Source organism: Epilithonimonas zeae (genome assembly GCF_900141765.1).
GTDB lineage: Bacteria > Bacteroidota > Bacteroidia > Flavobacteriales > Weeksellaceae > Epilithonimonas > Epilithonimonas zeae.
In genome coordinates this window covers 1502504-1516156 of the sequence record NZ_FSRK01000001.1, presented here as the reverse complement: position 1 = coordinate 1516156, position 13653 = coordinate 1502504, and the positions used below count along the sequence as shown (strand labels likewise).

Annotated in this window: 8 protein-coding genes; 5 read left to right on the top strand and 3 right to left on the bottom strand. The window is 35.9% G+C overall.

The window, feature by feature from the left end; translation table 11 throughout:
• Positions 1-81: 81 nt before the first annotated feature.
• Positions 82-2178, bottom strand: a complete 2097-nt coding sequence (locus tag BUR19_RS06960; protein ID WP_074234204.1) for a DEAD/DEAH box helicase — start codon at positions 2176-2178, stop codon at positions 82-84.
• A gap of 1 nt (position 2179) precedes the next feature.
• On the bottom strand, positions 2180-3100 hold the full coding sequence (locus BUR19_RS06955; RefSeq protein WP_074234202.1) for a HamA C-terminal domain-containing protein: 921 nt from the start codon (positions 3098-3100) through the stop codon (positions 2180-2182).
• A gap of 271 nt (positions 3101-3371) precedes the next feature.
• Here BUR19_RS06955 and BUR19_RS06950 point away from each other — a divergent pair, with 271 nt between their 5' ends.
• Positions 3372-4628, top strand: a complete 1257-nt coding sequence (locus BUR19_RS06950; protein WP_074234200.1) for a hypothetical protein — start codon at positions 3372-3374, stop codon at positions 4626-4628.
• Between the two features lie 5 nt (positions 4629-4633).
• Entirely contained in the window at positions 4634-5671 is a 1038-nt protein-coding gene (locus BUR19_RS06945; protein ID WP_074234198.1) for a hypothetical protein, read from the top strand.
• 129 nt (positions 5672-5800) lie between these two features.
• On the opposite strand, the gene BUR19_RS06940 is transcribed toward BUR19_RS06945, so the two are convergent.
• Positions 5801-6097, bottom strand: a complete 297-nt coding sequence (locus BUR19_RS06940) for a helix-turn-helix domain-containing protein (protein WP_074234196.1) — start codon at positions 6095-6097, stop codon at positions 5801-5803.
• A gap of 638 nt (positions 6098-6735) precedes the next feature.
• Here BUR19_RS06940 and BUR19_RS06935 point away from each other — a divergent pair.
• The 3 genes from BUR19_RS06935 to BUR19_RS06925 are packed head-to-tail and all read left to right on the top strand — an operon-like array spanning position 6736 to position 13641.
• Positions 6736-9741: a SusC/RagA family TonB-linked outer membrane protein gene (locus BUR19_RS06935; protein ID WP_074234194.1), complete on the top strand. Its 3006-nt coding sequence runs from the start codon at positions 6736-6738 to the stop codon at positions 9739-9741.
• An 11-nt stretch (positions 9742-9752) separates the two neighbouring features.
• Positions 9753-11150, top strand: coding sequence for a RagB/SusD family nutrient uptake outer membrane protein (locus tag BUR19_RS06930; protein ID WP_074234192.1), 1398 nt, complete (start codon positions 9753-9755; stop codon positions 11148-11150).
• On the top strand, positions 11137-13641 hold the full coding sequence (locus BUR19_RS06925) for an alpha/beta hydrolase family protein (protein WP_083600668.1): 2505 nt from the start codon (positions 11137-11139) through the stop codon (positions 13639-13641). The genes BUR19_RS06930 and BUR19_RS06925 overlap by 14 nt, the downstream gene beginning before the upstream one ends.
• Positions 13642-13653: the final 12 nt, after the last annotated feature.

Here is a 13653-nt window from a genome sequence, read left to right as displayed (position 1 = left end):
TAATATGAGAATTTATATATATTAATAAGATTTAAACTATTTATATAGATGATTATAAAGATTTCAAGATTGCATATATTATTACATGATTTTTATTCCGTCATAAAAATATTCTAATATATAAATGTCGAATTCGTCCAGCTTAACTGTTTTACAGATTGTATTAATACCTATCTCATTTAAAATTTCAATGGTCTTATGGATTGTTAGATTTGAATCGTAAAAATCTATAAGTTTTGAATTGTGAATTTTTTTTGAAATCATTCTAGGAAGTCCATACTCTTCAAGTTGAAAAACAACAGAAGGTAAAAATGCATGAGAGGTCCAGGATACGAAACGGGAAATATCATAGTTTTTATCTTTTAATATTTCTTTTTGAAGAGTATTAACATCCTTAACAAGTGACGAAAATTTAAATGATACATTTCTTTCCAACTTGAAAAAATCATCAATTCCAACATCATAAGGCTCTAACATTTTTAATAATTCAGGAATGGACTTAAACCAATTATTACTAAGTATTTTTATGAAAGCAACAAATGTACTGCTCTTAGTTTCCCAATGACCAGGTTTTAAATTAATAATTCTGTAAATACTACTATCCCAATTATCTCTTTTCGCTGAATTAAGATATGAAAGCCCATACCAATTATGAGGATTAGTACTCATATCAATTGCAATCTCTTTGACTAACTCGCTATCACTTGATTGAAAAACAGATTCTTCTTTAAGTCTTTTATAAACATCTATACCAAGTAAACCGGACATTTCTTCCTGATAATATTGAATTTTTGCCACTTGTTCCTTAGTTAAAATATCACTGTTTTTTACACTGTCTAAATCTCCTAATATTTCCTCTGGAAAAGGTAATGATAAAAGAGTTTGCTCACTTGTGGGAGGTTTATCCAATATGAATATTTTTCCTATAAAATGTTTGAACATCCTCCCACCTCTACCAATTATGTTACGATATGTAAAGTCGTTTAAACCTGACCTTCCATTTTTATTCATCCAAAGAATAACATTTTCGGCAGAAGTATTAACTCCTTCAATTATTGACGACGTTGAAATAATATTATTAAGACCATTTTTTTCTTCAAAAAGTTTAACCTGTATTTGACTAAGTGAGCGATGTAGTCGTCCATTATGAACACCTGTACCTCTTTTTACAGTATTAGTTAATGACCAATTATAGCTGTAGTTTTTAGTTAACCAATTTGCAAAATTGGTTAATAATTCGACATTTTTTTCTTCAAAATGGGTATTTACAATATTTGACAATGTGTCAATATTAGAATATGTTCCTGCATAAATTAAGGATTTAGTATCTTTTGATTTTAAAATATCAATTAATAATTGAGTTTTCTTTTGTTCATCTCTTCCAATGTTTTGGTAAAGTTCATTAACTTCTAAAAATACCGTATTGAAATCGAGCTTAATGAATTCCATTTCTTTTGTAAATGGGTTTTCCTCTAATGAAGAAATATTTGGAGCTAAAAAATATCTCTGACTTGCTTTGTCCCCAAGTTTAATTATAGCCTTTATTAAACTTGGGGATCGCTCTTTATCAAAATTTTTACTCGCCTTGTAGAACTCATCAATAATCATAATATCAAAATGGTCAATTTTATTTAGATAATTAATTGCTCTCTCTTGAGGAAATATGAAAATATTTTTTTCAGCAGGTTCTACTTCTGTAGTAGTAATTATTTTGTATTCACTGGCAAATTTTTTATACAGTCTTCTTCTTGTTTCATCAGTTAATGCAATTGTTGGCACAATAATTAAGACATTGCTTGGTCTTTTGATTTTTATATATGCATCAATGACAAAACTTTTTCCGAAACTTGTTGGGGCGCTAACGGCAATGTTTTTCCCCTCTAGAAGTTTTTTAAGTAAAAAGGATTGTTCTCGATGTAGAGTTAATGGATTATCTTCTCCAACATCAACTTTAAATGCAGAGTAAACAAATCTTTCTTCCCAATTTGAAGTGTCTGGGTCAAGATATGGGAAAAGGCCAGTTTCACGAATCAGATGATTTACAAGAGGAGTGTATTCAATATTATTTACAAAATGGTAATCTAACAATTTAATAAGTTCTTGTCTTGCATCATTTTCTTTATCAGAAATTAGTAGGTCATTTACTATTTGACAACCTTCAAAAATTTTATCTTCCATACTAATCTCTATAAACTTTGGCTATTTGAATAAATTTATTTACTATCTTTTCTTTATCAGCAACAGGAAAAAGAATAATATGAAAGTTTATTTTATCATATAAGTGGACACCGGAGCATTTAGCAATTTGTTTTTTGAAATATTCAGTTGCTCTATCTTTGTGGTAGTTTATAATTCCTTGTTTATAATCCTCTGTTAACTCCGTACCATTTTTTGTCTGCTCACATTCATAGAGAAGTAAAATAGGAATATTCAATATGGGTTTTATTTTATCAATTGATTCATCTTGGGACAGGCTGGCTTTTATTTTAGCCCGTAATTCTGGAGTAATTTCATCGAAATCATTGATGTCGCTTAGATTAGTAATTATGCTATTTTCTTTTTTTATTTTGTTCAGACTTATAGAATCAGCTACTGAATCTATTATCGTATCGAGCCTTGCGTTTTCAATACTATTATAAAATTTTGATTCACCAAACCACAGTGAAAAGCTTTCATCAGATTCTACAACAATGTGTACACTATCAGCCCCTTTCGCTTCATCCTTTTTATTTTGTTTGTAAAATATTTTTGGAACAATAGGTAGAGCGGAATAATGATCCTTCATTATTCCATACAGAACAATTTCAGCAATTTCACTACCACGGCCAAATGCTTTTTCTCCCTCAACAAGTCGTAAGTTTTTTGCGGATTCGGATAATATAGAGCCTTCTCCTTTATCTATTAAAGCTTGTCTCTCACTGTGGCTTAGCGCTGTCTCTTTAATATTATCCCAGATAAAGTTTTGAAACTTTTCAAACCTCCAACTACCATTTTCAAAATCGTTAATAAAGCTTAGAACCCTTTTATTTTCAGTAGATGTAACTTTATCATCTGTACATAGATTTGTAAAGGTATCATTGATGATAACATCGAAATTCATTAATATAATAGAATTTAATTAGATTATTTGTGATATCACTAGATTGATAGCTTATAATTCAAACTGCCAATTTTTTATTTTTCAAATTTAACTACTTATCAGCAATTAAAATTACGGATTTCCCTAATTAGCAAAAATGACAAATAAAAAACATTTATTAGTCAGTATTTTTACTGTATTTTTAACATTTTCATAACAAAAGTTTAATCACGTTATTTAGGAATGAAATTTTTATTTTTTAATATTATATTTGTAAAAACTAATTCATACAATGGAAAATAAAACCAAAGGATCGTGGCTCATTCATCATACAAATAAGCTTCAGACTTTTGCAAGTCAAAATGGTTATAATGACACTTATGTTGCCGGAAAGGCAGGAATTTTACTGTCAGCTGTTTCAGCAAATGATAGTATTAATGTTAGTAATGAAAAATTAGATGTATTAGCTAGTGTCGCTAACATCAATATTCCATTCGAATTACCAAAGCTACTAGATATACTTGAAGAACAACAATTAATTGAAAAATCAAAAACTGGAATTGCTGTTTTAGGTGTGACAACTGAAACTACTTTACTTCATACATCAACCATTTTCGAAGATTTAAATCCTAGTTCTATAGAATTAGCATCTTTAGACCTAGCTGAACGTGCATCTATTACTCCTATATTATACAAAGATATTGCAGAAGAAATTTCGGATATATATCAACTTTCTGAAAAAGATACTACAAAGTTATTTACTGATGCGGAGCAGATTGGATTTACAGATATTGAAAATATAAGTGATGATGAAAAGTTATTATTTAACGGTAACTTATTTCGAAGAGATACAGCTGAAAAAATAAAAACAGTATTAGATTCTTTAAAGCCATCTGAGCAGTTAAAACTTATTGAGCTAAATGAGATTCTTGGTAAGAATGCTTGTGTAGAAATAATTTTTGCAGAAAATATATTGGGTAAAGAGTTGTTTCAAAAAGTAACTGCAATTGGATTATATGATGTTAGTGTTGTAAGCAACTCAAAAGAAGATGCAGGATATATAACTTTGCCATCAGCATTCTCAAAATATAGTAATTCGATGGTTGACGATGCTTTTGATTTAGCAAAAGCATTTATAAGCTCAATAACTTATGGAATGACAAAAAGTCCTTCTGCAAGAGGACAGATCCAAATGGTTGATGCATTGTTATCTACATTGGTACGAGGTGAAAAGGTGGGACCAGTTCCAGCTATTGCAGAAGATTATAAGATTTTAGAATTGAAAGGAGTAGTAAAAGTTTCTCATGGTCAGAAGAAAGGTAGATCGGGTCCAATGTTAGAACTATTAAAGAAAGAGGTTGGGGAGTTAGCTTTGCAAGCTATCCGCCAGGGAGATGTCAGTGAACATTCATTGACAGCTTTACCATCTGCAGCAGTCACTAAATTCAATGGCCCTGAATTTAACAGAGAGAACATGAGAAGAAAACAAATAAAGCAAAGTCCAAGTGCGACTAATGATATGTTATCAATATTACGTACAGGAAAATAAAGAAGATGAATAAAACAACAAAAGTATTATCGAAAGGTCCACAGATGGAAGAGTTATTACGCAAATATTTTCTAAAAGCGGGATACTACGTGACACGTGGAGTACCATTTATTTATGAAGGTTTTGACGTCACGGATATAGATTTGTGGCTTTATAGTAGGACATCATCAGTTTCCAGAGAAATAACAATTGTCGATGCTAAAAATAAAAAAACACCTCAAGCTATTGAACGAATTTTTTGGGTTCAAGGTTTACGTATTGCAACAAAAGCTACTAGTGCAATAGTTGCGACAACTGATAGAAGACAAGAGGTAAAAGATTTTGGAAAAGACTTAGATGTAGTAGTTTTAGATGGTAATTTTTTACAAAGATTAAATACTTCAGACTCTGGGATCTCCGAAAGAATCTCGGACGAAGAATTCTTTGACAAAATAAATCAATATGAGTTTAGTAAATTAGATGGTGATTGGAAGGGAAGAATTCGGTATTCAAAAAGTTTATTGTCAAAGAATTTATCATTTGATATTTGTAATGAATGGCTTATGCAAGCAAAATTTTTTGCAGAACAAGCAATAACAAAGGAGACCCAAAAGGAGATTGCTCTTAGATGTTTATATTTAATTTGTTCATTCATTGCAATTGCAATAGATTATAGCATGAAAGAAATATCATTTTTAGAACCTGCTGAAAGAAGTAAATTAATAAAAGAGGGTTTTACTTATGGTACTAGAGGAAGCAATGGAATTCAGAAAGTCTTAAATTTAGCTATAGGATTGGTGAAAGAAAATTCAAAAGACGGCGACGTGATAGCAAAAGAAGTCCGCTATAATGTTGAGCAACAATTCAATAATTTGAACACCGCTATTTTAGGAGAATACTTTTCAAAAAATGAAGTGTCGAAAGGATTGTTTTCAATAGCAAAAGAATTTGAGCATCTTGCTATGGCTAAAGATTTTGTGAGCCACACTAAGTCAACAGTTGAATTAAGAAGTATGCTATATTGTTTGTTAGACTATTGGAAAATCGACCGAAAAAAAATGTAGAATAGAAACTTTTTTACCTTAATGAAGAATAAAAAATATCAAAATCGAGAAATTATTTGAAGAAATTTGCTGATTTATAAAGATTAACGATTTCGAAAAAAAATACTAACACATCATAGTTAGGATTTTCTATTCTATATTTTTGTTCTTTTCCTTAAGATTTTTGATTTCGTCAAGAATATTCGACAATTCGTTTTGATTTAATTCTATAAAAAATATCAAGATGTCGATATTTAGAAAGTCTGAAATCTTAACAATATTTTCAATTGTTGGATTTGTTTGACCTCTCTCAATTCTCCCGATGTGATCCCTTGACATACCTACTTCAAGACCAAGTTGAAATTGTGATAATTCTTTTCTCAATCTATATAGCAGAATAATTCTACCTATGTGAATCTTTAAATTTACTAAGTTCCATTTATACATTTAGTAAATTTTGAAATTTCAATCACTTTTTGTGGAGACATATATGTCTCATGTGTAAATTTTTATTATATTTGTAAAATAGGTTACAATAAATGTAACTTTGCGATACTTCAAAGAATAATAGAAGCTATTGCTTAGAATCTTGATTTGAAAACTGGCACTTTTTAAAGAGACAAGAGGATAAGTATTAAGCTCACGACCTAGGCGTGGGCTCTCTTGTCTGTCTCAAAGGTATGCCAGTACCCCAAATCGGATAATGTAGAGTCCCACGCCGTCTTTTTCAATGCAGTTCGCTTTATCCTCTACATTACAATCTAAGCCCGCTTCCTAAAAATAGTATCAGACACGATACAATAGGAGGGTACAACCTATTGCGGCTTTCAATAGCTCACACGGGACACAGATTCATTCATATTAAATTCTTTCCGGTGCCTTGCGGTCACTGCTTACAGAACCTCACCAGTCCTTTTTCATACCAAAGGGCATCAGGAAAGTTTTACTAAAAAAAGAATCAAAAAACTACTCAACTTAAAAACAGAAGAATGTAAAAAAGCCCCTTCCTGTCAGTCGACTAAAACATCAGGAAAGAGCGTAGTTCAGTAATTAATCTTTAGAAAATTAAAAACCTTTACAAATCTATGAAAAATTCCTATTACCATATAGGAGGTATTTTCTTTGGCCTTATGCTGGCCGCTGTCAGCACTCAATCAAAAGCCCAAACACGCACCATTTCCGGTACCGTCACCTCATCCAATAAACCATTGTCGGGAGTCATTATCTCCCAGGAGGGCAGTGATCAGGTAACCATGACCGCTAATAACGGAACCTACACCATACAGGTTTCAGCAGAAAATCCCGTCCTATTGTTCAGACACCCTGATTATGCAGAAGAAAAAGTCACACTCTCTAATCAGACCGTCGTTAATATCAGCTTAGAACAAAAAGTAAAGGGAATCGAAGAAGTTATTCTCAACGCAGGCTACTACAAGGTTAAAGACAGAGAGAGAACCGGTAGCATCGCCAAAGTTTCGGCAAAAGACATCGAAAACCAGCCTGTCAACAACGTCCTGTCAGCTTTACAGGGCAGAATGACGGGCGTAAGTATTACACAAAATTCCGGAGTTGCCGGCGGAGGCTTTGATATAAAGATCCGGGGACGAAACAGCTTACGAAGCTATTCAACGACCGGTTATGACGGCAATAAACCGTTATACATTGTCGATGGCGTTCCTCTGCCTCTGGTCAATGATTTCAATAGTGGAATGACCGCAAGCATCCTTCCATACAATGAAACGAACCCTCTGAATTCAATCAATCCCGATGACATTGAATCGCTTGAGGTCCTTAAGGACGCCGATGCCACTGCCATTTATGGAAGCAAGGGGGCTAATGGTGTTATCTTAATCACCACAAAGAGGGGCAAAAAAGAAAAAACAGAGGTCAACCTGAGAACAAGTTACGGATTGGGACAGATGACCAACCTGCCAAAAATGATGAACCTGGAAGAATATGTCGCGATGCGTCGACTGGCTTTTGCCAATGATGGCGTAGCAGTGCCCTCCAATGCTTATGATATCAATGGGGTATGGAGTCCAGAAAAAACGACGGACTGGCAGAAATACTTCGTCGGAAATACAGCGGAGGTTTCGGATGTACAGCTTGGTGTATCAGGCGGCAGTGGCAACACACAATTCACGGTCTCCGGTGGTCACAATGAGGAAACAACCGTTTTTCCGGGAAGCTACCGCTATAAGAGAAATAACATGGGAGTCAGTGTCAACCATACCAGCGCTGACCGAAAATTCCAGATCGGTTTTAATGGGACTGCTGCATTGCAGGATAATGTACTTCCACCGACTGACTTCAATATTGTATATCCGGTGTTAGCACCTAATGCTCCGGATCTGTATACGTCCAGCGGAATGATCAACTGGGAGAACAATACATTTAACAATCCTATGGGACCTGCAACGCAGACCTTTTCAGTAAAAACCAAGAGTTTAAATGCGAATATGACTTCCAGCTACCAATTCGGGAGCGGATTCAGTGCTAATCTGAATAGTGGTTACAGTACTTACAACAGTTATGAGCAGAAAATTTTCCCAAAGACAACCTATAACCCGTCCAGCAATATCGGCAGCAGCAGTTCTTCTCTCAGAAAAGCCCAGAAATTGAACGAGAGCTGGATCCTTGAGCCTCAGCTGAACTACGAAAAACGATTGGAAAAACACCAGTTTTCCGCATTGGTAGGGGCTTCATTTCAGGAACAGAAATCCGATAATATCGTTATTCTCGGAAGAAATTTCCCTTCAGATGACCTGTTGACCAATATGGCAGCCGCAGCTTCCATTACGGTTCCCAGCGCGAGTGAATCCCTATACCGCTACCAAGCCGTTTACGCCAGGCTCAATTACGGCTATAACAAAAGATACTTTTTAAATTTAACAGGCCGACGTGACGGGTCCAGCAGATTCGGTTCAGAAAGACGATACGCCAATTTTGGCGCTATTGGGGCTTCGTGGTTATTTTCAGAAGAGAAACTACTGAAAGACCGGTCCTGGTTAAGTTTCGGAAAACTGAGAACCAGCTATGGTATAGCAGGGAATGACCAGATCGGAGACTATCAGTATTACGATACCTATCAGTCCACCGGCGGCTCCTATGGTGGGAATTCAGGATTGGTTCCACAACGGCTATATAATAAAAACTTCGGATGGGAGCTGACCCGCAAGTTCGAGGCTGCTTTAGAAATGGGTCTATTTAAAGAGCGGCTAAATCTGAACATAGGCTATTACCACAACACCAGCTCCAACCAGCTTGTCGGTATCCCAATGCCTGCCACAGTAGGATTCAGCAGTATTCAGGCCAATCTTGACGCTACGGTAAGAAACCGTGGTCTGGAAGTTTCTATGGAATCGGTTCCTGTTAAAACCGAATACTGGAAATGGACGACCAGTCTCAACTTTACGTTGCCGGAGAACAAACTCATGAAGTTCCCCAATCTTGATAAGTCGACCTACGCTAACAGATTTGAAATTGGAAAATCCATTTCTCTTGTCAAATTGTATCAATATACGGGCATCGATCCTGTCACCGGTTTATATACCTTTTATGACACGAATCAGGATGGAAAGATCAATACTGCCGACCGTAACGTAAGCAAAGAGATTAAGGAATACTGGTATGGCGGACTACAGAACAGTATCCAGTATAAAAACTGGAGTTTCGATCTGCTGTTGCAGTTTGTAAGCCAGAGCCAGTACAATGTGAAATCGATGTACGGCAATATCGGTAACATGTCCAATATGCCGGCCATATTCACCGATTACTGGACACCGGAAAATCCTGATGCCGAGTTTCAAAAGCCCAGTGCAGGATACAGCCCAGCCGCAGTGACAGCGAGTTCCCTTTTTCTCCTTAGCGATGCTACCGTTTCTGATTCGTTCACCGTCAGAGTAAAAAATGCAACCTTGAGCTACAGCATACCATCGGACAGCAACAGCAAGCTGAAAGCCAGGCTTTTTATGAGCGGACAGAATCTCTTTGTTTTTTCCAGTTATAAAGAAGGAAACCCTGAATTTATGGCGGCAGGCTACACCAGCCCGCTCCGAGTAGTCAGTTTTGGTCTTTCATTAACCTATTAAAGTGCATCATTATGAAAAATACAATTTTAAAATATATCATATTACCAAATTTTTTGATTCTTTCCCTTCTGATCAATAACAGCTGTGACCGCTTTACGGAAGTTGGACTCCCTAAAAATCAAATAACAAGAGAAGTCGTCTTCAAAGATGACCAGCTGGCTAAATCTGCCATGGCAGGTGTTTATCGATCATTAGACGAGCAGGGGTTTTTGTCAGGAGCTCCATCAGGGGCTCAGCTTGTGCTGGCGGCGTATGCAGATGAGCTTCAGGCCTATGGTTCAGCTACAACAGATGCTGCCATCTTTTATAACCTGAGCCATATGGCCACTACCGATAAGATCAAGAATTTATGGACGATCACCTATACTCAGATTTACAACATCAACGCCGTTATTGAAGGGGTTGAAAATTCGGACAGCCTGAGCTCAGAAGTTAAAAACCGGTTAAAAGGGGAAGGATATTTTCTCAGGGCTTTGCTGCATCTTTACCTAACCCAGACATTCGGCTCAATCCCTTACGTCACCTCGACAAATTATCAGGTTAACCAGAGCATCGGTAAGCTAGGTACCAGTCAGGTCTATGCCCAGTGTAAAACAGATCTGGAAACGGCAGTACCACTCTTACCCGCCACTTTGGCTGTAGGTAATAGGGTATATCCGACAAAGATGGCAGCTTACACCGTATTGGCAAGAATGGCCTATTATGAAAAAAACTGGGATTCCGCACTTCAGTATTCCAACCTTGTCATCGCAGATGTCCAATATAAAATGGAGGCTGACTTAAACAAGGTATTCCTGAAAGACAGCTCAGGAAGTATATGGCATCTGTTACCTTTTGGTGCTACCTACAATGCCTACCAGGGCAATGTATTTATCCTGAACACAGCCCCGCCGACCAATGTTGCGCTACGACAGGATTTTATAGATGAATTTGAGACTGGAGATCAAAGAAAAGCCGCTTGGATAGGGCAAAAGACAGATGCGCAAAATAAAACGTATTATTATCCATATAAATATAAACAGTATTACACCAGTCCGACCTCATTAGAATATTCGGTCATTTTAAGAGTAGAAGAACTGTATTTGATAAGAGCAGAAGCTTATATTAAAAAGGGCCAATATGACTTGGGAATTGCAGATATCAATACGATAAGGAACCGTGCTGGTTTAGCATCATTAGCCAATACAACTGATCAAAATATCTTGATCAATGCTTTAATTCAGGAAAGAAGGTCTGAATTATTTACTGAGTTCGGACACCGATTCTATGACTTAAAGCATTACGACTTTGCAGATGTCATAATGATTTCTAAGAAAGGGCAGTGGAGACCCTATTTTAAATTGCTGCCCCTGCCTGCAAGTGAATTGTTATTAAATCCTAACTTAAATCCGCAGAATGATGGTTACTAGGTTATATATGCTGGCATTCCTAATCATTCAGGGACTTTGCTGGTCTCAGGATATTGACAGTTTAAACGCAGTTTACAAGCAATATTATGAAACAGCATTAAGGGCGAACAGTCCTAATGGGCGTTACGTTATTCTAAACCACAGCAATACCTATGGAAAGAATAACTATGAATTGTTGGATGTCAAAAAGGATAAAACGACAATGCTGGGTAATTATGATCAATTTCAATTTTTAAATGATGATTTACTGCTGATGCGCAATAGTAATCATTGTCGATTCACAGATTTAAGAACTGGTCAGTCCACGGAAGTTTCAGGTAACTATTTAATCGAACCTGCACAACAATCGGCTCAAGTGATTCTATTTAATCCAAGTGTAAGAGAACTTCTGTTAGTTTCCATAGAGGGAAAAGTATTGTGGAGAAAACAGGATGTAAGGGTTTATAAACTTGATACTACTACCAATAATCTAATCTATACATCAGGAAATGACCTTGTTGTAACGAATCTGACAAGTTATCGCTCTAAGACCTATAAGGTTAATAGTGATATCCAATGGATTTCTTCAGTTGATCAGCGAATATATGCCGCCAATGTCCAATCAAAGCAAATTGAACTCTACAGTGTTGACCTTCGATCAGAAAAGTTAATCAAGCAGCTGGTAGCTGTGCCCGAAGGATTTGAATCAACCACCCGGTTAATTACCTATTTGGAAGTTCGGGAAAATGAACATTTTATATTTCCGTTGTATTTGAAAAGTAAGCTGGAGCGTCATGAAAATCCCGAATTGAAGATCACCTATTCCAATAGGAACGGTGAGGATAAAATGCTCTATTACCATTTGGGCATTTATAATCTTAAAAACGATCAATGGGATTATCTACCTGATGTAAATGATGAAATACCTGTCTATAAATTTTTAAATGACAGAGGAGATTTCATTGTGTATGATTTAGCGGATGATGTTGTGGAAGAGCAACAAAATAGAATCCTTGATTTAAATCTGTTTTTAAATTATGGTAAAAATTCATATTTATTGCCCGAAAAAAGAATAGAGGAAGGCAACTATCTTTGGGATCGCGATACAAAACAGTTTGTCTATTTTAATGATAAGACTTGGATAGCTCATAATATTATTACGGGGAAAGAGGTTGATCTTACACCTCCTAATACAAAGGGTTGGGACAGTCCGGAACATAGCGGCTTAGCTAAAGGCCCTGCCACTAAACCTGTTAAAATTAAAGGCAAATCTGCGATAATGATTTCCAACCAGTTTGATTATTTTGTAATCGACCTGAAAACCATGCAGGTAAAACGGATGACAATGGGACAAGAAGTACAAATGAAATATCAACTCAAGTTGTCAAAAGAGCATTACCCGAAATCATCCTGGAATATGAGAATGGCAGAAATAGATCTTTCACGGGATTTAATGTTTAAGACGTTCAATACGCTGTCTTATGATTCAGGATTTGCCACCGTTACCGATAAAAACAATAAAACAACATTTTTCCAACAAGGTCATTACAGGGATATAATACCTTATGATAACGGATATTTTTTAACATCTGGTTTTGCCTTGGAGCCTTTTAAGCTGACAATCCTCGAAAGAGGCAAATATCATACTGTTTATGAGTCTCTAAAAAAAGAAAAGAAAGGATTCGAAGGAGCTAGGTACGAAATATTTCAATATAAAACCGATTTAGGAACTTCCAACGCAGCACTCTTATTACCTGTCAACTATGATCCCAACAAAAAATATCCGATGATTGTGAATATTTATGAGGAGCTTTCGCACGATGTGTTATTTTTCTTGCAGCCTTATTTAAATATAATGACCGGATTCAATTATATGCATTATCTGATAAATGGCTATATCGTTTTACTTCCGGATCTCCAATACGAAGTAGCAAATGTTAAAAATAGCATTTTATTGTCTTTGGAAAAAAGCATCGATTCAGCCAAATCGCTGGCATCAATCGATGACAAAAATATTGGAGTGATAGGGCTGTCATACGGGGGATATGAGACCGGTCTTGCGCTGACAAATTCGAAATACTTTAAGACAGGTGTGGCGGGAGTTATGATTTCTGATTTGGTTTCGCATGCGCTTAGCCAATCTGAATTCATGACTAAGCCGAACTATATGAGAACTGAAAATCATCAGATGAGGATGAACAATAATGTCCTGGATCATTGGAATCTTTATCTGGAGAACTCGCCGGTTTTTCATGTGAAAAATATTCAAGCGCCTGTATTGCTTTGGACAGGGTTGAATGATAAAAACGTATCACCTGCTCAGGCAAGGATGTTCTTTATGGGAATAAAAAGACAGATGAAAAAAGCTGTTTTGCTGGAATACATCAATGAAACCCATAACGTCTTACAACCTTTCAATCAATTGGATTTTAATATTAAAATCTGGCAATGGTTCGATTATTATCTGAAGAATAAAAAGCCGGCAGAGTGGATTCGCCCACTAACTCAATAAAAAACTCCCGAA

Coding starts and splice junctions, on each gene's coding strand:
- BUR19_RS06960 (WP_074234204.1), bottom strand. CDS start 2,178: ATGGAAGATAAAATTTTTGAAGGTTGTCAAATAGTAAATGACCTACTA.
- BUR19_RS06955 (WP_074234202.1), bottom strand. CDS start 3,100: ATGAATTTCGATGTTATCATCAATGATACCTTTACAAATCTATGTACA.
- BUR19_RS06950 (WP_074234200.1), top strand. CDS start 3,372: ATGGAAAATAAAACCAAAGGATCGTGGCTCATTCATCATACAAATAAG.
- BUR19_RS06945 (WP_074234198.1), top strand. CDS start 4,634: ATGAATAAAACAACAAAAGTATTATCGAAAGGTCCACAGATGGAAGAG.
- BUR19_RS06940 (WP_074234196.1), bottom strand. CDS start 6,097: ATGTATAAATGGAACTTAGTAAATTTAAAGATTCACATAGGTAGAATT.
- BUR19_RS06935 (WP_074234194.1), top strand. CDS start 6,736: ATGAAAAATTCCTATTACCATATAGGAGGTATTTTCTTTGGCCTTATG.
- BUR19_RS06930 (WP_074234192.1), top strand. CDS start 9,753: ATGAAAAATACAATTTTAAAATATATCATATTACCAAATTTTTTGATT.
- BUR19_RS06925 (WP_083600668.1), top strand. CDS start 11,137: ATGATGGTTACTAGGTTATATATGCTGGCATTCCTAATCATTCAGGGA.